General features: G+C 69.3%; 19 protein-coding genes and 1 pseudogene. 10 read left to right on the top strand and 10 right to left on the bottom strand.

Annotation, left to right across the window (positions count from 1 at the left end; genetic code table 11):
- Positions 1-95 precede the first annotated feature (95 nt).
- From ACFZDJ_RS48505 to ACFZDJ_RS48495, 3 genes are all read right to left on the bottom strand, one after another.
- Positions 96-1010 (bottom strand): RNA polymerase subunit sigma-70, encoded by a 915-nt coding sequence (locus tag ACFZDJ_RS48505; RefSeq protein WP_391069193.1) that lies wholly within the window; start codon positions 1008-1010, stop codon positions 96-98.
- Positions 1011-1021: 11 nt separating this feature from the next.
- The gene (locus ACFZDJ_RS48500; protein WP_391069190.1) at positions 1022-1576 is read right to left on the bottom strand and encodes a dihydrofolate reductase family protein; all 555 of its coding nucleotides are present in this window, start codon (positions 1574-1576) and stop codon (positions 1022-1024) included.
- 356 nt (positions 1577-1932) lie between these two features.
- Positions 1933-3153 (bottom strand): RNA-guided endonuclease TnpB family protein, encoded by a 1221-nt coding sequence (locus ACFZDJ_RS48495; RefSeq protein ID WP_391069187.1) that lies wholly within the window; start codon positions 3151-3153, stop codon positions 1933-1935.
- A 17-nt stretch (positions 3154-3170) separates the two neighbouring features.
- Between ACFZDJ_RS48495 and ACFZDJ_RS48490 the strand changes: the two genes are divergently transcribed.
- Complete coding sequence (locus tag ACFZDJ_RS48490) at positions 3171-3377, top strand: Arc family DNA-binding protein (RefSeq protein WP_391069184.1); 207 nt, start codon at positions 3171-3173, stop codon at positions 3375-3377.
- A 31-nt stretch (positions 3378-3408) separates the two neighbouring features.
- Here the strand turns inward: ACFZDJ_RS48490 and ACFZDJ_RS48485 are convergent, their stop codons facing one another.
- On the bottom strand, positions 3409-4041 hold the full coding sequence (locus ACFZDJ_RS48485; RefSeq protein WP_391069181.1) for a pentapeptide repeat-containing protein: 633 nt from the start codon (positions 4039-4041) through the stop codon (positions 3409-3411).
- A gap of 173 nt (positions 4042-4214) precedes the next feature.
- Positions 4215-4913, bottom strand: coding sequence for an SDR family oxidoreductase (locus ACFZDJ_RS48480; protein WP_391069178.1), 699 nt, complete (start codon positions 4911-4913; stop codon positions 4215-4217).
- A gap of 434 nt (positions 4914-5347) precedes the next feature.
- Between ACFZDJ_RS48480 and ACFZDJ_RS48475 the strand changes: the two are divergent.
- Positions 5348-5476, top strand: a pseudogene (locus tag ACFZDJ_RS48475) (DUF899 family protein); the annotation flags it as partial.
- 135 nt (positions 5477-5611) lie between these two features.
- Here ACFZDJ_RS48475 and ACFZDJ_RS48470 read toward each other — a convergent pair.
- Entirely contained in the window at positions 5612-5767 is a 156-nt protein-coding gene (locus ACFZDJ_RS48470; RefSeq protein WP_391069175.1) for a hypothetical protein, read from the bottom strand.
- Between the two features lie 694 nt (positions 5768-6461).
- Between ACFZDJ_RS48470 and ACFZDJ_RS48465 the strand changes: the two genes are divergently transcribed.
- From ACFZDJ_RS48465 to ACFZDJ_RS48455, 3 genes are all read left to right on the top strand, one after another.
- A complete protein-coding gene (locus ACFZDJ_RS48465) occupies positions 6462-6932 on the top strand; it encodes a DUF1003 domain-containing protein (protein ID WP_391069172.1) in 471 nt (156 codons plus the stop codon).
- Between the two features lie 206 nt (positions 6933-7138).
- Complete coding sequence (locus ACFZDJ_RS48460; RefSeq protein WP_391069169.1) at positions 7139-9826, top strand: glucosidase; 2688 nt, start codon at positions 7139-7141, stop codon at positions 9824-9826.
- Positions 9823-11274: an alpha-amylase family glycosyl hydrolase gene (locus tag ACFZDJ_RS48455; RefSeq protein WP_391069166.1), complete on the top strand. Its 1452-nt coding sequence runs from the start codon at positions 9823-9825 to the stop codon at positions 11272-11274. The genes ACFZDJ_RS48460 and ACFZDJ_RS48455 overlap by 4 nt, the downstream gene beginning before the upstream one ends.
- A gap of 55 nt (positions 11275-11329) precedes the next feature.
- On the opposite strand, the gene ACFZDJ_RS48450 is transcribed toward ACFZDJ_RS48455, so the two are convergent.
- Positions 11330-11614 (bottom strand): hypothetical protein, encoded by a 285-nt coding sequence (locus ACFZDJ_RS48450; protein ID WP_391069163.1) that lies wholly within the window; start codon positions 11612-11614, stop codon positions 11330-11332.
- 164 nt (positions 11615-11778) lie between these two features.
- Positions 11779-13230, bottom strand: a complete 1452-nt coding sequence (locus ACFZDJ_RS48445; RefSeq protein WP_168504734.1) for a PucR family transcriptional regulator ligand-binding domain-containing protein — start codon at positions 13228-13230, stop codon at positions 11779-11781.
- A 104-nt stretch (positions 13231-13334) separates the two neighbouring features.
- Between ACFZDJ_RS48445 and ACFZDJ_RS48440 the strand changes: the two genes are divergently transcribed.
- The 3 genes from ACFZDJ_RS48440 (at position 13335) to ACFZDJ_RS48430 (ending at position 16808) form a co-directional block, all read left to right on the top strand.
- Positions 13335-14870: a cytosine permease gene (locus ACFZDJ_RS48440; protein WP_391069160.1), complete on the top strand. Its 1536-nt coding sequence runs from the start codon at positions 13335-13337 to the stop codon at positions 14868-14870.
- Between the two features lie 80 nt (positions 14871-14950).
- Complete coding sequence (locus ACFZDJ_RS48435; protein ID WP_390941438.1) at positions 14951-15352, top strand: nuclear transport factor 2 family protein; 402 nt, start codon at positions 14951-14953, stop codon at positions 15350-15352.
- 16 nt (positions 15353-15368) lie between these two features.
- A complete protein-coding gene (locus ACFZDJ_RS48430) occupies positions 15369-16808 on the top strand; it encodes an aminobutyraldehyde dehydrogenase (RefSeq protein WP_391069157.1) in 1440 nt (479 codons plus the stop codon).
- A 166-nt stretch (positions 16809-16974) separates the two neighbouring features.
- On the opposite strand, the gene ACFZDJ_RS48425 is transcribed toward ACFZDJ_RS48430, so the two are convergent.
- Positions 16975-17736, bottom strand: coding sequence for a helix-turn-helix domain-containing protein (locus ACFZDJ_RS48425; RefSeq protein ID WP_391069154.1), 762 nt, complete (start codon positions 17734-17736; stop codon positions 16975-16977).
- Between the two features lie 55 nt (positions 17737-17791).
- Here ACFZDJ_RS48425 and ACFZDJ_RS48420 point away from each other — a divergent pair, with 55 nt between their 5' ends.
- Both ACFZDJ_RS48420 and ACFZDJ_RS48415 read left to right on the top strand, forming a co-directional pair.
- Positions 17792-19096: an MFS transporter gene (locus ACFZDJ_RS48420; RefSeq protein WP_391069152.1), complete on the top strand. Its 1305-nt coding sequence runs from the start codon at positions 17792-17794 to the stop codon at positions 19094-19096.
- A 187-nt stretch (positions 19097-19283) separates the two neighbouring features.
- Positions 19284-20141 (top strand): hypothetical protein, encoded by an 858-nt coding sequence (locus tag ACFZDJ_RS48415; protein WP_391069150.1) that lies wholly within the window; start codon positions 19284-19286, stop codon positions 20139-20141.
- Positions 20142-20343: 202 nt separating this feature from the next.
- Here ACFZDJ_RS48415 and ACFZDJ_RS48410 read toward each other — a convergent pair whose 3' ends face one another.
- Positions 20344-21093, bottom strand: a complete 750-nt coding sequence (locus ACFZDJ_RS48410) for a MerR family transcriptional regulator (protein ID WP_390941430.1) — start codon at positions 21091-21093, stop codon at positions 20344-20346.
- Positions 21094-21121 lie beyond the last annotated feature (28 nt).

The following is a 21121-nucleotide window of genomic DNA, read 5'->3' as shown; positions in this document are numbered from 1 at the left end:
TCGTTGTCGCGCGGACGCCAGGTGAACTCCTGGTACTCCAGCCGTAGATCACGATCTTGCGGCGTGGCTGTCCAACCTCGAGCGGGTTTTGGCGCTCACACAGACGCGGGAAAGCCGAACCGTTTGACAAGTCCCGGATCCCCGAACGCGTTGATTGTCGCGATGCCCGCCGGGGTCACGGTGAGCAGGAGGATGCCGTAGGCCTGACCGTCGCGGTATCCGACCGCCGCCGGCCGGCCGTTCGCGCTGGTCGGCAGCAACCGCCACGTGCCCGGCGAGCCCAGGACCCGTTGTACGAGATAGGGAACGCAGGTGGCGCGGCCGGAGAACCAGGTGCGCCAAGGCGTCGCCTCGACCCTGGCATCGACACGCAGCAGCTGTTCGAGCGCCGCGCCGTCGGCCTCCTCGACTGCGGCGATGTAGTGGGCGAGGACGGTGCTCAGTTCGCCGGGCTCGACCGCTTCCTCGACGTCAGGTGGCGCCTGTTCCAGTCGCGCACGCGCGCGCTGCAGCGTGCTCTTGACCGCCGCCGTGCTGATGCCCATCACCTGCGCGACGTCCGCCGCCGGCCACGCCAGGACGTCGCGCAAGATGAACACCGCCCGCTGGCGGCCCGGCAACTGCTGGAGCGTGGCGATCAGCGTGATCCGCAGGCTGTCGCGCGCCGCGACGATCGCTGCCGGGTCGAGCATCGAGTCGGGAATGGGCTGAACCCACTGCGCTTCCGTAGCCATCGGTGGGTTCATGGGGTCGTCGGCAGGTCCGCCGAGGCCCGACGGCAGGAAACGCCTACTACGGTGCGACAACGCGGAAAGGCATGCGTTGGTGGCGATCCGGTGGAGCCAGGTACGCACCGACGACCTGCCCTGGAACTCCTCGTACGAACGCCAGGCACGCAGGTAGGTTTCCTGGACCACGTCCTCGGCGTCGTCCACCGATCCCAGCATGCGATAGCAGTGCGCCAGCAGCTCACGCCGATAGGGTTCCGTGTCCGTTGCGAAATCTCCCATCCCGATCGACATTACGGGGCGTAGGTGAGCGTGACGACGCCTGTCGCACTCGGCGTTGCGGCCACGAACCGCAGCGAGCCCGGCAGCGCACTGTCGAAGAGCCGCTTTCCCTCGCCGACGACCAGAGGGTGGACGCCGAGGTTCAGCTCGTCGATCAGATTGTGCTGGAGCAGAGTTCGCATGAGCGTGGAACTGCCGTACATCACGATGTTGCCGCCGGGCTCCTGCTTGAGCTTCGCGACCGTCTGCGCCGCTTCACCGGTGAGGGCGATGGCGTTCCAGGGCAACGGGCCGCGCAGTGTCCTCGTCGCGACGAGCTTGGGAATGTTGTTCATCGCCTCGGCATACGGCCCGGTGTTGCCCGACCAGGCCTTCTCGATGATCTCAAAGGTCGCCCGCCCCAGCAGAAAGGTGTCGCTCGCCAAGAGCGCGTCGGTGGCCCGCCGGCGCGAGGCGTCGTCGAAGTAGTCCAGTGCCCAGCCGCCGCGTTCGATCTCACTGAATCCGCCCGGATCCTGGACCACGCCGTCAAGCGTGACGAATGCCCCCGCGATGAGCTTGCGCATGATGGTCTCCGTCCTCGGGGGTCGGACGTTCCGGCCCTCGAATATGAAGACTCGGGTCAGCTCCGAAAGGAATCGGTCGGTGTGTCGGGACCGGTCGGGGATTTGCAGCAGCCGCCGTCAGGCTGCCCCCTGCTCCAGCCGTAGACCGCGGCTTGTTGGCTGTTGGGCGACCTGTCAGTGCTATTCCTCGTTGATGACGATGCTGAGACATTCCTTGAAGGGGAAGCTCTCCAGCCGGGGCCAGCCGGGCTCGGTGTGAGTCACCTCAGAGGCGAGTTGCTCGTCGGTGATTGACTGCTCCCCTCCCTGAAGGGAAGGGGATTCCTTCCCTTCAGGGCTGAGCGGGGATTTCTGGCTCAGGCTGCCTCTGGGAGCAGCGCTCCCGGTGGTCTTACGCCCTCGACACCAGCCGGGTTCAGACCTGCCCGGACGAGCATCACGCGGGCGGAGTTCTTGTCTCTGGGGGAGACGACTTTGCACGCGGTGCAGGTGTAGGTGCGCTCGGACAACGGCAGTGCGTGCTTGGTTCTCGCTCCGCACGATGCGCAGTCCATGGTGGTGTGCGCGGGATGCACGAGACGGATGTCCCGTCCGTGCTTGCGGCCCATCTCGATCAGAGCCTTCTTCGTGGCGCCGATCGCGGCGTCCGCCGCCTTGCGCGCCATCGAGGACCTGGCGAGGAACTTCGGCCTGAAGTCTTCGACGGCGATGGCGTCGTGGTCGGTCACGGCCTTCTTCGCCCACTTGCGGCCGGTGTCCTGCCGCTGCCGGGCGATCTTCGCGTAGGTTTTCGCCCGCCACTTCTTCGCCTCGCGGTAGCCCTTCGAGGCGGCCTGCCCCTTCTTCGGCCGGCGCCGGGCCATCATCCGGTCGTAACGCGTCAGCCCAGCCCGCGCCTTACGGCCATACTGGGCGTGCGGCAGATCATGGGCGTTTGAGGTGGTGGTCGCGGTCTCCCTCACCCCCCAGTCCACGCCGAGCACCCGGCCGGTCTCCGGCAGCGGCCGCACCTCGGCGCGGACCACGAACGATGCGTACCAGTGCCCGACGTTGTCCTGGTACACGCGCATCGAGGAGGGTTCGCCCGGCAGGTCGCGCGACCACACCACCCTCAGCACGATCCCACCCGCCAGATGCAGGCGGCCGTTCTTCAGCCGGAACCCGCGCCGGGTGTAGTTCAGCGTCGGCAACGCCTCGCGCTTCTTCTTCCACCCCGGCATACCAGCCCGCTGCCGCTGAGGCAGGCGTTCCCGGATGTCCTTGTGCGCCTTCGCACGGGACCTGCCGAAGTCCCGGATCAGCTGCTGCTGAACAACCGAGCTGCCCTCACGCAGCCACGGCGTACGCGCCCGCGCCCCGGTCAGCATCCGGTCGAGCTGCGCCGGGCCACAGGTCCGCTTCTCCCCCGTGGCCTTGTTGCGCAGGTGGACCGCCTTGGACTTGGCGACACACTCGTTCCAGACCCACCGGCACCGGTCCCACTCCGCCAACAGCCCCGCACCGGCGCTCGACGACACGCGAAGCCGGTACGTGTACCGGGCGTGCCCGGCCCCGTCAGCTTCACTTGGCGTCGTCATGAGGCCACCGTAGCGTCATGATTCGTTTCTCACTCCGGATCCCGGCAGACCTGCACGAACAGGTGACCGCCCGCGCCGCTGCAGACCGGCGGTCCCTCAACTCCGAGATCCTCCACCTCCTGGAGGTCGCCCTCACCGCTCCCCGGCCAGAAGCCGGATCGCCCGGCGGCGATCCGGCTTCTCGTGCCCCGCTGCGCGGGAAACCGGATTCCTCTCCGGCCTGAAGGACGGGGCATCCTCCGGGAATCCCGGTGACTACATGACGTGGCGGACCATCACCTGGCGTTCGCGTCGGACCGTGAGGACCTCGTCGAGCGAGGGTCGTGCCTCGCGGTCCCACGGGATACCGTCCCACCCGGGCGCCTCGTCCCACGGCAGGTCCAACTGGTGCCACGGCACGGCGTCGACGAGGATCATCCGGCCGACCCAGGCAGCGCCGGCGAAGTTGAGGTGCCGCACGGTCTGGATGAAGGACCACTCGTCATCGATGCTGCGGTGGAGCACCGCTTCGGTGAATGTCCTCGCACGCGCGACGGTGCCCTCCCAAAGCCGCTCCAGGATTACCCACGCCTCGCGGAATCCGTCGGCGTCGTCGGGGCGCATCCTCGCCCGTTCGGGCATGCGACGGTTGAGTTCGGCTTCGACGAGCGGTGCGATGTCGACGCCCTTCACGACGACGTTCTTCAGCGCGCCGCTGATCTCGACGTCGACCAACTCGACGCCGCGCATGCGGCTCTCATTGAACAGGGCGCCGCGGACCTGCGCCCCGGTGAAGTCAACTGCGTGCATCCGGGCGGCATTGAGGAACACCTGGGTGAAGGTGGCGTCCCGGAGGCTCACGCGCTCGAAGAGTGCTCCGGTGAGGTCCTGCTCGCGGAACTCGGTCATGGACATCACCCTAGGACCAGCCGGCGCGACGACCTACAAGCCTACGTGGCCGAACAACTCGGCCAGGCAGGCGGCGTGTTGATTCTCGACGACACCGGCTTCGTGAAGAAGGGCATGACCGAACGCGCATCTCCGGCCTGCTCGACGGCCGGGACCACGGTGGCCTGGGGCACTCACCGATTGGCGTACAGCTCGTCCAGTCCCCCCGAGAGTGCGGCGCGTACCTGGCGGGTGACCTCGTCGACCAGCACTTCGGGTTCATCATTGAGCAGCCCCGTCATGGCCGCCTCGGCCACGTCGCCCGCAAGGATTTTCGGGGAGTCGACGTCCGCCGCCAAGTCGGTGTCGACGTAGCCGGCATGCACGCCGACCACCAGCGTGCCCTGCTCCCGCAGTGCCAGCCGGAAGGCGTTCGTCAGCGACCATTGAGCGGACTTGGAGGCCGCATAGCTCGGATACCGTCGATTGGCCACCCACGACGCCACGGACAGCATGTTCACCATCGCTCCCCCGCCATTGGCGGCCAACACGGGCGCGAACGCACGCGAGACAGCCCAGGTGCCGAAGTAGTTGACCTCCATCTCGCGCCTGGCACCGTCCAATGAGCCCTCCAGGAGGGACGGGCCACCGGTGACCCCGGCGTTGTTGATGACAATGCTGACATCATCGGCGGCACGTGCCGCTTCGGCGACCTGCTCCTCGTCGGTGACGTCCAGTCGCAGCGGAGTGAGCCCGAGGGCCAGGACGGCCTTCGGGTCCCGGACACCGGCGTAAACCTTGGCTGCGCCGTGAGCGAGCAGGGCTTCCGTGAAGGCCATTCCGATGCCGCGGTTGGCTCCCGTGACTAGGGCTACCGAACCGTTGATGTCCATGATCATCACTTCCGTCGGCGAATGCGGAAGACTCCCTTCTTCAAGGCTAGTACTCCCGTCGGACTTCTGTATTTCGCCTGGTCAACGACTTGACAATGCCCACGCCGCATGTGATGCGACGCCGCCGCCATCGGAACGAGTTCACGGCGAGGAACGCGTGGGCGAGCATGGCCAGCGTGATGTGCTGGGCTCTCGGCCCCGCCGGCAAGCGTTCCCGGTTGCCTGTCAAGGACTTGGACAGGTGGAGCTCGCGGTCGAGCAAGGCGTGGCCACGGGCAGTGGCGTAGCGGCCGAGTTGTTCGGTCCGGCTGCTCGTGTGATGTTGTCCGGCTTGCCGATGGCGGCGGGCGGGTCGTGGACTGGCTGCGGGCGCTTGGGCCACCCGCCTCGGACCCCGCTGATGAGTTTCTGTCGGCTGCCGGGTCAGTATGGGCATGACTGCTACGAACCAGCCGCCGGTCGTCTCCCGCTCGGAGTGGCTGGCCGCGAACGACACCCTGCGCGCCCGGGAGAAGGCACACACCCGGGAGGGCGATGCGATCGCCGCCGCACGGCGACGGCTTCGCACGGCCCTGTGGACGTCCTCGTCGACACCTGGCCGTGCCACCCCGTGAACAGGCAGCGGGTCGTGGGCGCTGTCCCACGACCCGCTGCCCCGGCCGTTCCGCCGCTCGCACCCGAAGCCACGTCAGAACCGACTACTTCGCGGCGTCGGCCGCTTCGTCCGCCTCCGCCCTTGCCAGCACCGCGTCCAGCGTGGCGTACTCGGCCTCCTCGACAGCCGCGATCGCGAAGTCGATGGCGTCGGCGGCATACTCCTCGGCATCGTCGGCGGCGTTCCGCAGACGCTTCACATCGCGCTCCGCCTTCCGCCTTACGTTCCTCCAGCTTCTCGCGGACCGAGTCCACATGCTCCTGCCAGGAAGTCTGCACGTGGTTCCAGGTTCCGGCGACGTTCGCCTTCGCCCGTTGCCCACTCGCCTGCAGCCTCAGCGCGCTCTGCGCGGCCTTGTCCTTTGCGTCGGCCACCGCGGCCGACAGCTTCTGCCGGTCCTCCGCGGCACTTGCTGACACGGTCCGCTGCGCTTCCTGCGCCTTCTGCGAGAGCTCGGCGAGGCGGCCGGCCCGGCCCGCCCGAGATTGCGGCGGGCGCCTGGTTCTTCTGCGGCGTCCGGTCTGACATGGCGCATCCCTTCCTTGACGGATGTGTGCTTTTCGATGACGGGGCCTTCTGTGGTGGATACCGGGGGAATCAGGGGGAGCGGGCGAGCCGCCTCGGCGGCGAGCGTGACCGCGCCGGCGCCGCCACGCACAAGGTCGGCACCAGCGCCGTAACCTCCGGCCATGTCAGCGGTCCGAACGCCGGGATACGCCGGCGAGACGACTCCTACGACGACAGCCGGCCCGGCTCGCTTCGGTCGATCGACTTCACGAACGGCATACGGATACGCATTCGGCCTTGTATGCAGTCAATTGACCCAAGGGGGGTACCTGGCCCGCGCGTACGCTGGCGGGCGTCTCTCGTGAGCAGCAGATCAAGGAGTGGCCATGGCCCCTGGCAACAATGGGTTCGACGTACATTTTCCGAACGAACAGGCCGTTCTCGCACGGATGCGCGGGACCCAGGACCGGATCGCGGACGCGATCACCACCTTCGCCGGAACAATGCAATTCGTGTATATCCACGCGGCGTGGTTCACCGTCTGGATTGCCTGCAACGAGGGGCTGTTCGGCCAATCCGCGGTTTGGGACCCGTACCCTTTCGGACTACTCACCATGATCGTCAGCCTTGAGGCGATCTTTCTGTCCACCTTCGTGATGGTGAGCCAGAACCGCCAGGCGATGCGCGAGAAGGTCCGCGCCGACCTGGACTTCGAGACCAATATCCGCTCCGAGATCTGGTCGGCTCACATCGGACTCGCCCTCGGAGTCGACCCCAAGCAGATCGAACAGGAGGTGCAGACCCTCCTCGCGCAGAACCAGGCGAAGATGACCGGCACCGAGCAGTCATCTCAGTAAATACGGTGAGACAGAGGCGTGGAGCCGCAGCGTGGTCCTGCGTCCTCTCTCCCCCGGCCCGCATCCCCACATACCGTACGGCGTCTGGGGAGGCATGTCCGAGGGGCAACGCAGACGGCTTCGGCAACTGCGGTCCCGCAGGGTCGTTGCGGCCGAGTCCGAGACGCCGGAGTCTGAGTGAAGGTGCTGCATAGGGAGGGCGTGCGATGACGGAGAACATCGGCGGGGCGGACCCCGAGCGACTGCGGCTGGCGGAGGCCGACGCGGGGCGGGCGGCGTGGCGGCGCTGGGGGCCGTATCTGAGCGAGCGGCAGTGGGGCACGGTCCGTGAGGACTACAGCCCCGGCGGTGACGCCTGGTCGTACTTCACCCACGACCAGGCCCGCTCACGAGCCTACCGCTGGGGCGAGGACGGCATCGCGGGTGTCAGCGACGACAAGCAGCGGCTGTGCTTCGCGCTCGCGCTGTGGAACGGCCGGGATCCGATCCTCAAGGAGCGGATGTTCGGCCTGACCAACGCCGAGGGCAATCACGGGGAGGACGTCAAGGAGTACTACTTCCACCTCGACTCGACGCCCACCCACTCGTACATGAAGTATCTCTACAAGTACCCGCAGGGCGCCTTCCCGTACGACGATCTCGTGACCGTCAACCGGGCCCGCCGGCGGCACGATCCCGAGTACGAACTCCTCGACACCGGCGTCTTCGACGAGGACCGCTACTTCGACGTGTTCGTCGAGTACGCCAAGGCAGGCCCCGAGGACCTGCTGATCGAGATCACCGCGCACAACCGCGGACCCGACGAGGCCACTCTCCATCTGCTGCCGACGCTGTGGTTCCGGCACACGTGGTCGTGGGCGGGCGGCACCGCCGTGCCCGGCCTGCGGCGGACCCCGGGCGCCATCCGCGCCGTGCACGAGGAACTCGGCACGCGGTGGCTGTACTTCACCGGCGAGACGCAGACGCTGTTCACCGAGAACGACACCGACAACGAGCGCATCTTCGGCAGTCCGAACGCCACCCCGTACGTCAAGGACGGTATCGACCGGTACGTCGTCCACGGCGAGACGGTCGCCGTCAACCCGCAGCAGACCGGCACGAAGGCCGCCGTCCACCATGTCCTCACCGTGCCCGCCGGCGACAGCGTCACCGTACGGCTGCGCCTGACCGACACCGAACTCGCGGACCCCTGGGCCGAGTTCCACCAGGTGCTCGACACACGACGGACCGAGGCCGACGTGTTCTTCGAGGGCGTCGTCCCCGACGGCCTGGCCGATGACGAAAGGCGCATGGTGCGGCAGGCGCTCGCCGGAATGCTGTGGAGCAAGCAGTACTACTACCTCGACGTCGAGCGCTGGCTCGCCGAACACGGCGTCGATCCGCTGGCCGCCGACCCCCGTATCCGCAACAGCGCGTGGTACCACATGGTCAACGACGAGGTCATCTCGATGCCGGACACCTGGGAGTATCCCTGGTTCGCGGCCTGGGACCTCGCCTTCCACGCCATCTCCCTGTCCATGGTCGACATCGGCTTCGCCAAATCGCAGCTGGAGCTGCTGCTGCGGCGCCTGTATCTGCATCCCAACGGCCAGATCCCGGCGTACGAATGGAACTTCGGTGACGTCAACCCGCCGGTGCACGCCTGGGCCGTGCTCTTCGTCTACGAGCTGGAGAAACACCGCACGGGCCACGGCGACCGCACCTTCCTGGAGAACGCCTTCCAGAAGCTGATGAAGAACTTCACCTGGTGGCTCAACCGCAAGGACGTCGACGGCAACAACGTCTTCCAGGGCGGCTTCCTCGGTCTCGACAACATCGGCGTCTTCGACCGCAGCGCCCCGCTGCCCACCGGCGGCCACCTCGACCAGGCCGACGGCACCGCGTGGATGGCCCTGTACTGCCAGAACCTCCTGGAGATCGCCATCGAGCTGGCCGGCGACAACCGGGTCTACGTCGAGCACGCGCAGACCCTGTTCGAACACTTCGCCTGGATCACGGTCGCGATGAACCACATCGGCGACGACAACCAGAGCCTGTGGGACGAGGAGGACGGCTTCTTCTACGACGTCCTGCGCCTGCCCGACGGCGGCGCGACCCGGCTGAAGGTCCGCTCCCTGGTCGGGCTGATCCCGCTCGCCGCGACCAGCGTGATCGGCGGCTGGACGGATCAGCGTTTCCCAGAACTGGTCCAGGGCGCACGGGAGTTCGTGCGCGGGCACCCGGCCGTCGAAGCCCTTGTCTCCTCCCACCACGTCCTCGGGCCTGGCGCGGCGGGGCATCACCTGTTCGCCCTGTTCGACGAGGACCGGCTGCGGCGCATCCTGTCCCGCATGCTCGACGAGGACGAGTTCCTCGGCCCGCACGGCATCCGCTCGCTGTCGCGGTACCACGCCGCGCACCCGTACAGCTTCGAGGTGCACGGCGAGCCGTACGGGGTCGGCTATCTGCCCGCCGAGTCGGACTCGGGCATGTTCGGGGGCAATTCCAACTGGCGCGGCCCGGTGTGGTTCCCGGTCAACGTCCTCCTCGTCCGCGCCCTGCTGAACCTGCACGCCTACCACGGCGACGACTTCACCGTGGAATGCCCGACCGGCTCCGGCCGGCGGATGAACCTCTACGAGGTCGCGCACGAGATCTCCGACCGGCTCACCTCGACCTTCCTGCAGGGACCCGACGGCCACCGACCGGTGCACGGAGCCCAGGACAAGTTCGCCAAGGACCCGCACTGGAAGGACCTGATCCTCTTCTACGAGTACTTCCACGGCGACAACGGCGCAGGACTCGGCGCCTCCCACCAGACCGGCTGGACCGGCCTGGCCGCGGTCACCGCCACCTTGTTCCATCTCGTCGGCGCCGGGGACTGGGGCGCCCTGAGGGAGGAGCCGCTGTCATGACGGTGATATACGAGATCAACACCCTGGTCTGGCTGCGCGAGTTGAGCAAACGGTACGGCCGTCCGGTCGCGTTGGGCAACGTGCCCGGCGAGGTCTGGGACGAGGTCGCACGGCCGGGTGTGGACACCGTATGGCTGATGGGCGTGTGGGAGCGCAGCCCGGCGGGACTTGGGATCGCCCTACGGGACGACCGCCTGCTCGCCTCCTTCCGCGACGCCCTGCCCGACCTCACCCCGGCGGACATCGCCGGGTCCCCGTACTGCGTACGGAACTACGTCGTCGACGAGAACCTCGGTGGCCGCGAGGCACTGGCCGCGGCGCGGGCCGAACTCGCCGCGCGGGGCGTACGCCTGCTCCTGGACTACGTCCCCAATCACGTGGCGCCCGACCATCCTTGGCTCACCGAGCGCCCGGACTGCCTGGTCCGGGGCACGCCGGACGACCTGGCCCACGCACCCGAGGCCTTCCTGGAGGCGGGCGGGCAGGTGTACGCGCGCGGCCGCGACCCGTACTTCGCGCCGTGGCCGGACGTCGTCCAGTTGAACGCCTTCAGCGACGACCTGCGGGCGGCGACGGTGGACACGCTGGCGGCGATCGGCGACCAGGCGGACGGAGTGCGCTGCGACATGGCGATGCTCCTCATGAACGACGTGTTCGCGAAGACCTGGGGCGACCGGACGGGCACCCCGCCCGCCGAGGACTTCTGGCCGTACGTCATCCGCAGGGTCCGCGAGCGCCACCCCGATCTCCTCTTCGTCGCGGAGGCGTACTGGGACCTCGAATGGGACCTCCAGCAACAGGGCTTCGACCACTGCTACGACAAACGGCTCTACGACCGCCTGGTCCGCGAGGGTGCCGGTTCCGTCCGCACCCACCTCGGCGCCGGCCTCGCCTACCAGCGCCGGCTCGTCCGCTTCCTGGAGAACCACGACGAACCCCGGGCCGCCGCCGCCCTGCCCGACGGACGGGAACGCGCCGCGGCCGTGGCTGTCGCCACCCTGCCCGGCGCGACCCTTTGGCACGAGGGCCAATTCGAAGGACGCCGCGTACGCCCGCCCGTGTTCCTCTCTCGCCGGCCCCAGGAACCGGCCGACGCGTCCCTGCACGACTTCTACGACCGCCTGGTGACCGCCGCGGCCCCCGTCCGCGAGGGCGACTGGGAACTGCTGACCTGCACGGGGTGGCCGGACAACGACACCCACCACAACCTGCTCGCCTGGTCCTGGACCGGCGACCAGGAGCGCTACCTCGTCGTGATCAACTACTCCGACGGGCCCGCCCAGGGGCGGGTGCCACTGCCTTGGACCGACCTTCACGGGCAGTCGTGCAAACTGACCGAACTGCTCGCCGAGAACACCTACGAACGGGAGGGCGACGAACTGGTCGATCCGGGCCTGTTCGTCGCCCTCGACGCCTGGCACTGGCACCTGCTCTCGCTTGGCCGGTAGGCGACGGGTGGCCCTTGAGGCCCGGCCGCCGGGGCCACCCCCTCCCTCATGACGCTCATGACGCCTGTCGTGTCCTCGCGGGCTTCTCGGAGTCGGCGGCGGCCTGGACCTCTTCAGCGGTCAGATGGGCGTCGGTATGCTCCATCGCCCGGATCGTGCTTGGCTGTCCGGCCAGGAATCCGGTGCGGACGAAGTCGTCCCCCGCCACCGCGTGCAGCATCCAGTTCGTGGCGACGCGGGTCCTGGCCACGAGCGTGGGCAGCGCCAGCAGGTGGTAGCCGCGCGTCACCAGCTGTGCCGGAAGGCCGCTGAGCGGGATGCCCAGCGGCCGGGCGGTCACCGGCACCGACCTGCCTGCCGGGTGCGGCCAGGGTGCGGTCGTCGGCCGGGTTCGTGCGCCGGCCACTGGGTGCGGGTCGGCGCTGCGGGCTCGTGGCGGATTTCTGACATTGATCCGGCCCTTCGATCTTGGGGGGGGTCCCTCCCGGCCTGCCACGAGCCCGCTCAGTCGGTGAGGCCCAGCGCCCCCGCAGCCTGGATCGCCAGCCAGACCTCGGCCAGGGCCCCCGTCGACGTCAGATCACGGTCGGCGAGAGCGCCGAAGCGGCGCAGCCGGTAGGCGAGGGTGTTGGGGTGGATGTGGAGCGCCGCCGCAGCCGTCTCGGTACGGCGGTCGCGCTCCATCCAGGTGCGGGCGGAGACCAGCAGCTGCGAGTCATGGGCCTCGTCGTAGCGCAGGACCTCGCCGAGCACGTGCTCGACCAGCGCGGTCAGGACCGCGGGGTCGTCGGGCAGCCACCGGCCCGTCGAGTCGTCGCCGTATCGGACGACCGGGCGGCCCGACTCCACGGCCTTGGAGACCGCCCAGAGCGCCTCGCGCTGGGCGATCTTCAGTGCGGCGCCCGGCAGGAAGGGGCGGCTGATCCCGGCTGCAACGGCCGGCAGCTCACCGACGGCCACTGCCAGCTCCGGTGCCCCCAGGACGTAACGGTCCTCGCCTCGGGTGAGCAGCAGATGGGGTTGGTCCTCCAGACAGCGCAGCAGCGCCTCGTCGGTGGTGTGGCGCACCACGAGGAGTACGGTGTCGCCCTCGATCGCGTGCCGGGCGAGCCGGCGGCGCGCCGCCTCCGGGTCGAGCACCTCCTGCAGCAGTTCGGCCAGCGTCTCCGCGCCCTCGCGGCGCAGCGTCTCGCGCTCGTTGCGTACCATCGCCAGCCGCAGCGCCGCCACGGTGGCGATGTGCTGGACGACGGCGAGTCCCGAGGGCTGGGCGCCCTGACGCTCGTATGCGACGAGAAAGCCCGCCGGGCCCCCGGGCGCGGGCACCGGGAGGACGAATCCGCCGGGGATCGTCGGTGGGGCGTCGACGGAAGCGGGCAGGACGGCGGGATCCGGTACGGGAACGCCGGGCAGGAGGGGTCGGCCCTGCGGTGTGCAGAGGTAGACGTCGTAACCCGACAGGCCTTCGAGGCGGCGCAGAAGTGTCGGCGTGTCGAGGTTCTCGGCGACCAGCCAGCGCAGCGCGCCGAAGACCTGGAGCTGCGCGCCCAGCCGGTGCCGGGCGTCCTCCTGGGCCGCGGCCGCGATCTCCTGGGCGACAGCGATGAACGGAACGGCGAGCGGCACTTCGAGGACCGGGAAGCCCCGCTCCTCCGCCGCCTGGAAGAACGCGTCGTGCAGCGGGGGCATGTGCAACTGCGCGGAGAGCGCCAGAGCGGATACCCCGGCGTCGTCCAGCCGCTCCAGATAGGCGCGCTGTCCGGCCGCGGTACGGGGGATCGCCAGGCCCGCCGTCATGATCACCTCGGCGCCCAGGAGCCAGGGCGTCGGATCGGCGAGTTCGCTGGCGTGCGCCCAGGACACGGACCGGTTCAGACCGCCGCTGCCGGCCTTCACGGAGAGCTGGAGTGCCGGGAAGGAGAGCAGGTCTCCGACGGTGAGTTTGTTGCTGGCCACATAAAACAGCGTACGGCTCTGTGATGGACACAATTGTCGCTGGTCAGCTGCGGGCCCCAGACTGTGAAACCGTCCCCCTTGTATGAACGGAAGGTGGAGCGCCCGTGACAAGCTCGATCACCGAAATCGAGACCTACGGTGTCGAGCGGATCCCGGACTCGGACCGCACGGCCCGCCCGATCGACCTGTTCCGGCTCGCTTTCGGGGGTGCCAACACCTTCGCGACCTGTGTGCTGGGCGCCTTCCCGATCCTCTTCGGGCTCTCCTTCTGGCAGGGGCTCGCGGCGACCGTCCTCGGCCTCGTGGCGGGTGCGCTGCTGCTGGCCCCGATGGCGTTGTTCGGCCCTGCCAACGGCACGAACAACGCCGTCTCCTCCTCCGCGCACCTGGGCGTGCACGGCCGGATCGTCGGCTCGTTCCTCTCCCTGCTCACCGCCGTCGCGTTCTTCTCGATCTCGGTGTGGTCCTCGGGGGACGCGCTCGTCGGCGGCGCGCACCGGCTCGTCCACGTCCCCGAGTCGGACGTCACCTACGGCATCGCGTACGCGATCTTCGCCGGGCTCGTACTCGTCGTCTGCATCTACGGTTTCCGGTTCATGCTGCTGGTCAACAAGATCGCGGTGCTGGCGGCATCGGCCCTCTTCGTGCTCGGTGCCTTCGCCTTCGCGGGCGACTTCGACCCCGGTTACGCGGGAACCTTCGCCTCCACCACCGACCCGCTGTTCTGGCCGTCGTTCATCGGCGCCGCGCTGATCGTGCTCTCCAACCCGGTCTCCTTCGGCGCTTTCCTGGGTGACTGGTCCCGGTACATCCCGGCCGGGACGCCGCGCCGCCGGGTGATGGGGGCGGCGTTCCTCGCGCAGATCGCCACCCTGCTGCCGTTCCTCTTCGGCCTGGCCACCGCGTCGATCATCGCGTCCAAGGCCGCGAAGTACGTCGACCCGGCCGCCCCGAACTACGTGGGCGGACTGCTCGCGATCTCGCCCGGCTGGTACTTCCTGCCGCTCTGCCTGATCGCCCTGATCGGCGGCCTCTCGACCGGCACGACGTCCCTGTACGGCACGGGGCTCGACTTCTCCAGCGTCTTCACGCGCTTCAGCCGCGTCCAGGCCACCTTCTTCATCGGCGCCCTGTCCATCGCGTTCATCTTCGCCGGCCGCTTCGCGCTCAACCTCGCGCAGTCCATCTCCACCTTCGCCACGCTGATCATCACCTGCACGGCACCGTGGATGATCGTCATGACGCTCGGCTATGTCACCCGGCGCGGCTGGTACGACGCGGAGGCACTGCAGGTCTTCAACCGCCGCCGGCGCGGTGGCCGCTACTGGTTCACGCACGGCTGGAACTGGCGCGGCATGTCCACCTGGCTCGTCTCCGCCGTCGTGGCGCTCCTCTTCACCAACCTGCCCGGCCAGTTCGTCGGCCCGCTGGGCAACCTCGCGGGCGGTACGGACATCTCGCTGCCGGTCGGCCTCGCCCTCGCGGTCGTGCTCTACCTCGCCCTGCTCACGCTGTTCCCCGAGCCGCGCGCCGTGTACGGACCGGCCGGACCCCGCTTCGTCCGGGCGTCGGACGCCCCGGTGCCGCCGATCACCGGCGGTACCGAGGAGACCGTCCCCGAACCCGCCGTGGCCCACTGAGGCCCCGCCGTCACCCCCTCGTAACCGACCGCCCCGCCGTTCCGGCCCCGCCGCCGAACGCCCGTGACCAGGAGCCGTGCATGAGCACCACCACCGTCCAGGAAGTCCGGACCGCCGCGGACGCGCTTGTCGCCGCCTTCGCCGAGGGCCGCCTCGACGACTACTTCGGCGCCTTCACCCCCGACGCGACCTTCATCTTCCACACCACCCCGCAGCGGCTCGGCTCCACGGCCGAGTACCGCGCGCTCTGGCAGCAGTGGGTGGAAGAGGACGGCTTCCGCATCCTCGGCTGCACCTCGTCCGCCCAGCTGATCCAGCACTTCGGCGACACCGCCGTTTTCAGTCACGACGTCGAAACCCAGGTCGCCACCCATGCGGGCGAGGAGACGGTCCACGAACGGGAGACCATCGTCTTCACCCGCGCCGACAACGGCGGCTGGGTCGCCGTCCACGAGCACCTGTCCGCCCGTACCGCCGCCTGACCAGGAGAGACGTTCCATGAGCACCACCTTCCGCAATTACATCGACGGTGCGTTCGCGGACGCCTCGGACGGCCGCACGCTCGATGTGGTGGACCCCACCACTGGTGACGTCTACGCGACCTCCCCGCTCTCCGGGGCGGCAGACGTCGACGCGGCGATGGCGGCCGCGGCCGCGGCGTTCCCCGTCTGGCGCGACACCACACCGTCCGTGCGGCAGCGCGCGCTGCTGAAGATCGCCGACGCGATGGAGGCACGGACCGACGAACTGGTCGCCGCGGAGAGCCGGGACACCGGCAAGCCGCTCCACCTCACCCGCAGCGAGGAACTCGCCCCCGCCATCGACCAGGTCCGCTTCTTCGCGGGCGCGGCCCGCATGCTGGAGGGCCGCTCGGCCGGCGAGTACATGGAGGGAATGACCTCCATCATCCGCCGCGAGCCGGTCGGTGTGTGCGCGCAGGTCGCGCCGTGGAACTACCCCCTGCTGATGGCGGTGTGGAAGTTCGCCCCGGCGCTCGCGGCGGGCAACGCGGTGGTCCTCAAGCCCTCGGACACCACCCCGGCCTCCACGGTGCTGATCGCCGAGATCATCGGCGGTGTCCTGGAGGAGCTGGCACTGCCCGGCGGAATCTTCAACGTGGTCTGCGGCGACCGTGAGACCGGCCGCCTGATGGTGGAGCACCCGACCCCCGCGATGGCCTCGATCACCGGTTCGGTGCGCGCCGGCATCCAGGTCGCCCAGAGCGCGGCCAAGGACGTGAAGCGGGTCCACCTGGAGCTCGGCGGCAAGGCCCCGGCGGTGATCTTCGAGGACGCCGACCTGGCGAAGGCGGTCGAGGACCTGGTGGTCGGCGGCTTCTTCAACGCCGGTCAGGACTGCACGGCCGCGACCCGCGTCCTGGTCCACGAGTCGGTTCACGACGAGTTCGTCGCCGCCCTCGCCAAGGCCGCGGCCGACACCAGGACCGGGCTGCCGGACGACGAGGACGTGCTCTACGGACCGCTGAACAACGCGGGCCAGCTCGCCCAGGTCAGCGGCTTCATCGAGCGCCTCCCCGAGCACGCCAGGATCGAGGCGGGCGGCCACCGGGTCGGCGAGCGGGGCTACTTCTACGCCCCGACCGTGGTCTCCGGGCTCGAGCAGGACGACGAGATCATCCAGAACGAGGTCTTCGGCCCGGTCATGACCGTCCAGTCCTTCACCGACGAGGCCCAGGCCGTGCGCTACGCCAACGGCGTCGACTACGCGCTGGCCTCCTCGGTGTGGACCAAGGACCACGCGCGGGCGATGCGGATGTCGAAGAACCTCGACTTCGGCTGTGTGTGGATCAACACCCACATGGCCCTCGTCGCCGAGATGCCGCACGGCGGGTTCAAGAAGTCCGGCTACGGCAAGGACCTCTCCGCGTACGGCTTCGAGGACTACACCCGGATCAAGCACGTCATGACGTCGCTCTGACATCCAGGAACCCTGACATCCAGGAACCCGTCGGCCGTGCTCGAAGCCTCGGCTGCCGGATGAAGAGCTGTGCGACCTGGGGCCCGTCTGTTGGATCAGGCCCGGGTGTCCGGGCGGATCCTCCGGGGGCGCTCAGGTCGCTCGCCCATGCAGGCGGCTCGTGGATCTACCCACCGGGTCCGATGCGATAGGTTCCCGGTGTCTGGCCCATGGTGCGGCCGAATGTGTCGATGAACGCACTGGTCGTGGCCCATCCGCACTGTCGTCCCGTTTCGCTGACGCTCGCTCCCTCCGCCAGCAGCACCATGGCGTGGAAGACCCGGACGTTGGTCCTCCATTGCGGATACGTCATGCCGAACTCGGTTCTGAACAGCCGGGCCAGGGTGCGCTCGCTCACGCCGATGCGCCGTGCGAGCCAGGCGGCGGTCCGCGGCTGCCGCAGATCCTCGGTCACCAGCGAACACGCCTGCCGCAGCAGGGAGTTGGTGGGGGTGGGCAGCGTCAACGGCTCGACGAGGGCCCGCCGCAGCCGGTCCCGCAGCACGGCACGCAGACGCCGTGCCTCCTGCTCGGACAGGGACGGTTCACTGCACGCGATGATCAACTCGCGCACCAGGGCGTCGACGGCCACGACGACCGGCGTCCGCGACCTCAGCAGCATGTCGTGGGCGGCGAAGCCGAGCGTGTGCACAGAGCTGTGCCCGTGTACCCGGTGCTGATGCCAGGTGCCCGCGGGAATCCACATGGCACGCGCGCTGGACGCCACCCAGGACGCCTCACCCGTCCGCACCGCCAGCACGCCGGCGCTGACGTAGAGAAGCTGGTGATAGCCATGCTGGTGGCGGCCGATGACCTCACCCGCGAGGTGGGCATGGGTGCTGTCCTTGGGTTCCGCCGCCGCCTTCTCCGCCTGACTGTTTTCCGACATATGACGGCAGATTAACGGAAGCGGCGCACCGTGCGGTCCTGCGAGCGTGATGGTCATGCCCACGACGTCTCACACCCCGCGTGATCTTCCTCCCGCCGCCCCGCCGACGCTCAGGGCCCGGCTGGCCTCCGGTCTGCGCGGCGTCGCCCTCGACACCCGCCCACTGGCCCACCCCGTCTTCCGGCGCCTGTTGATCGGGCAGAGCGCGGCATACGTCGGGACCATGGTCACCGGCGTCACCATCCCGGTGCAGGTATACGCACTGTCGCAGTCGTCGCTGTCCGTGGGGCTGACGGGACTGGCCGGTCTCGTGCCGCTCGTGGTCTTCGGCCTGTACGGCGGCGCCATCGCCGACCGGTTCGACCGCCGTCTGCTGTACCTGGCCTCGGCATGCCTCACCTGGGTGACCACACTCGCCCTGCTGCTTCAGGCAGTCGCCGATCTGCGCTCGGTCCCCCTCATCCTCGCCCTCGTCGCCGTCCAGGCCAGCGCCTTCGCCGTGTCGTCCGCCGCCCGGGGCGCGATCATTCCCCGCATCGTTCCCACGCCTCTGGTACCCGCCGCGAACACGCTGTACTTCACCGCAGGCAATGTCGGGCAGGTCGCCGGGCCGCTTGTAGCGGGCATCCTGATCTCGCTGCCGAACGGCTACTGCTGGGCATACGGCGCCGACGCCGTCCTGTTCTCTCTGCTGCTGTACTCGGCCGTTCATCTGCCCCCGATCATGCCGACCGGGTCGGGGCCCCGGACCGGTGGGCTGCGCTCGGTCTTCGACGGGCTGCGGTTCATCGCTGCCGCCCCCGTTCTGTGGATGTCCTTCGCGGTCGACATCGCGGCGATGACGCTGGCCATGCCCACCGCCCTGTTCCCGGAAGCGGCGCAGGTGCGTTTCGGCGGAGGAGTGGGGCTGCTGTACTCGGCCATCGCCATCGGGTCGGTCGCGGCGGGGCTGTTCAGCGGATGGATCGGACGCGTGCGCCGCCAAGGCCGGGCGCTGGCCATCGCCGTCACCGCCTGGGCGGCGGCCATCGCCCTCGCGGGCACCGTCCACCACCTCCTCGCCGCCGCGGCCCTACTGGCCGCGGCCGGAGCGGCGGACCTCGTCAGCGCGGTCTACCGCGAGACGATTCTGCAGACCTACGCACCCGATGCCATGCGCGGCCGTCTGCAAGGCGTCTTCACCGTCGTCGTCGCCGGCGGTCCCCGCCTCGGAGACCTGCGCGCCGGCGCCATGGCCTCCGCCACCGGTCTCGGCGTCGCGTGGACGGGCAGCTCGCTGCTCTGCGTGATCGTCGTCAGCGTCGGCGCACTGCTTGTACAACCGTTCTGGCGCTATGACGTCACCTCGGCACAGCCGTGAGGACGGGCTCCGGCACCCGGACACGTACGGCACACATGCGAGGGGCCCGGAGAATCCGCACAACAGCGCCACACGGACTGCACACAGGCTTTCGAAAGCCTCGTTAGCGTTGCTGGCTGCTCGATCCCACGTGCGAACGTGACCAGGCCCGACGGGGCGACGGCAAGTCAACTCAGGAAGACCGCAAATGGACTACTGCTCCTCGTGTCGCCGGCATCTCAATGGCGCCCTGGTGTGTCCCGGGTGTGGTGCCTACGCTCCGGACATCGCACCGGCCACCGCCGACGGTGACGTCGTCCCGGCCTGGGCCGGCATGGCGACGACGGGCACAGCGGTGAGCGCGTCGGTGCCGTGGGAGTACACGGCCTCGGACACGTGGCACGACGGCCGTCTTCGTGACGAGGCAGCGGTCGGGGCCGACCTGGAGGAGGCTGCGCAGACCGACGCGTACGGCGACTTCGAGGGCGCGACGCCCGCACCGCAAGGGCGGGCGGCGCGGCGTCGCCAGCTGGCCCGCTGGAAGAAGAACCAGCGCCGGGCCGTGGTCGCGACTGCCGTCGCACTCGTCGGAGGTGGCCTGACCGTCGTCTCGATGGACCGGAACTCCGCCGGCCGAGCACAGGCGGCCTCAGCGCCGGAGATCACGACCATGGGCACCGCGGACGAACAGGCGGCTGAGCAGCCCCGCCCGTCGTCGACACACCCTGAAACTCGCCTGTCTTCGCACACTCCCCCCGCGCAGTCGCTCACGACCGACCTTCCGCGCCGGGAGTCCGCCGCTGCCCCGTCCCACGTCGCGCCGCCGAGCGCTCGGCCGTTCGATGCTGCCTCTCCTCATCCGACGGCGACGTCGGCGGCCCCGCAGCCTCGGACCGCCTCCCCGTCCTCCGTTGGAACGGTGCCCGACCGCACCACTACGGCGGCGAACGAGACGTCCGCGCCAGCCGGCTCCGATGACACGGCCTCGGGAACATCGCAGACGAGCCCCGCGCCGGCAACGACTTCACCCTCGCAGATCTGCCTGCTCCTGGTGTGTCTCGGTTGAATCGCCCCGAGCCGCGCCTCCCGCATACCGAGGAACGGCCGCCTGCTCGTCCGTGAAGGCATCCCGGCTCGAACCGCAAAGCGACTTGAACAAAGCGAGCCGAATCCACGACGCCGGCCGTCGCACATCCGCGTCGGCCCGTCGCGGTGCGACGCCGTGCCCACCTCGTACCCTTCAGGACGGACAGCCATGAAGGCGCAGGTCAGACCCTAGTTGGTCCGAGCTCCTGAAGGTACGCCTCGAGCTCGGCGGCCCCGGCCAGCATCGCGCGCCCGCGGGCGGACAGCCGACCGTGCCAGTCGCGCAGGGCGGCCTCCAGCGGCTCCAGGCCGCCGGCCGCCCGCACCTGGGCGATGAGCGGGGCGATCTGCTCCAGCAGGTAGCCGCCCCGCCTGAGCTGGTGGGCCAGCCGGGCATCCCGCACGTCGGCCTCGTCGTAGACGCGGTAGCCGGTCTGCGGGTCGCGGCGTGGGCTCACGAGCCCGGCGCGCTCCCATGTGCGCAGCGTCGCGGGTCGGATCCCGAGTTTCCCTGCCAGCGGCCCGATGAACGTGCCGTCGGTCCCAGACACCGCGGTCGGCTCGGGCTCGGACGACCCCGTGGGCTCCAGGTCGCGCAGGGCGCTCTCGACGGCCTGGAGGGTCCGGCGGTCGTCGAGGAGTTGGGCGTGGCTCTCGTCGATCAGGCGGAGCGCCTCCTCAGCCGCGCCCTGGTTCACCGCCCGCATGATCGACGCCGCCGTCTGGTGGCCGTGGCCGGGCACCAGGGCAAGAAACGCGCGCAGGGCCCCCGCGTGCAGCTGGGTGTAGGTGCGGTAGCCGTGGGGCGTGCGACCGGCGGCCGGAAGGATGCCGGCCTCCTCGTAGTTCCTGATCGCCTGCGTGGACAGACCGTGCCCGCGCGCCAGATCGACCGGCCTGAGTCGCTCGCCGTTTTGAAGGTTTCGTCCCATGAGCCTGCCGATATCGCGGAAAAGTCTC

The organism is Streptomyces sp. NPDC007896, from assembly GCF_042959425.1.
In the GTDB taxonomy this organism is placed as follows: domain Bacteria; phylum Actinomycetota; class Actinomycetes; order Streptomycetales; family Streptomycetaceae; genus Streptomyces.
This window is presented reverse-complemented; position numbering and strand designations above follow the sequence as displayed.

Bases quoted from the DNA above. Each gene is read 5' to 3' on its own strand.
- ACFZDJ_RS48435 (WP_390941438.1), top strand. From the start codon at position 14,951: ATGAGCACCACCACCGTCCAGGAAGTCCGGACCGCCGCGGACGCGCTT.
- ACFZDJ_RS48410 (WP_390941430.1), bottom strand. From the start codon at position 21,093: ATGGGACGAAACCTTCAAAACGGCGAGCGACTCAGGCCGGTCGATCTG.
- ACFZDJ_RS48420 (WP_391069152.1), top strand. From the start codon at position 17,792: ATGCCCACGACGTCTCACACCCCGCGTGATCTTCCTCCCGCCGCCCCG.
- ACFZDJ_RS48500 (WP_391069190.1), bottom strand. From the start codon at position 1,576: ATGCGCAAGCTCATCGCGGGGGCATTCGTCACGCTTGACGGCGTGGTC.
- ACFZDJ_RS48415 (WP_391069150.1), top strand. From the start codon at position 19,284: ATGGACTACTGCTCCTCGTGTCGCCGGCATCTCAATGGCGCCCTGGTG.
- ACFZDJ_RS48460 (WP_391069169.1), top strand. From the start codon at position 7,139: ATGACGGAGAACATCGGCGGGGCGGACCCCGAGCGACTGCGGCTGGCG.
- ACFZDJ_RS48465 (WP_391069172.1), top strand. From the start codon at position 6,462: ATGGCCCCTGGCAACAATGGGTTCGACGTACATTTTCCGAACGAACAG.
- ACFZDJ_RS48495 (WP_391069187.1), bottom strand. From the start codon at position 3,153: ATGACGACGCCAAGTGAAGCTGACGGGGCCGGGCACGCCCGGTACACG.
- ACFZDJ_RS48490 (WP_391069184.1), top strand. From the start codon at position 3,171: ATGATTCGTTTCTCACTCCGGATCCCGGCAGACCTGCACGAACAGGTG.
- ACFZDJ_RS48485 (WP_391069181.1), bottom strand. From the start codon at position 4,041: ATGACCGAGTTCCGCGAGCAGGACCTCACCGGAGCACTCTTCGAGCGC.
- ACFZDJ_RS48430 (WP_391069157.1), top strand. From the start codon at position 15,369: ATGAGCACCACCTTCCGCAATTACATCGACGGTGCGTTCGCGGACGCC.
- ACFZDJ_RS48455 (WP_391069166.1), top strand. From the start codon at position 9,823: ATGACGGTGATATACGAGATCAACACCCTGGTCTGGCTGCGCGAGTTG.
- ACFZDJ_RS48480 (WP_391069178.1), bottom strand. From the start codon at position 4,913: ATGGACATCAACGGTTCGGTAGCCCTAGTCACGGGAGCCAACCGCGGC.
- ACFZDJ_RS48425 (WP_391069154.1), bottom strand. From the start codon at position 17,736: ATGTCGGAAAACAGTCAGGCGGAGAAGGCGGCGGCGGAACCCAAGGAC.
- ACFZDJ_RS48505 (WP_391069193.1), bottom strand. From the start codon at position 1,010: ATGGGAGATTTCGCAACGGACACGGAACCCTATCGGCGTGAGCTGCTG.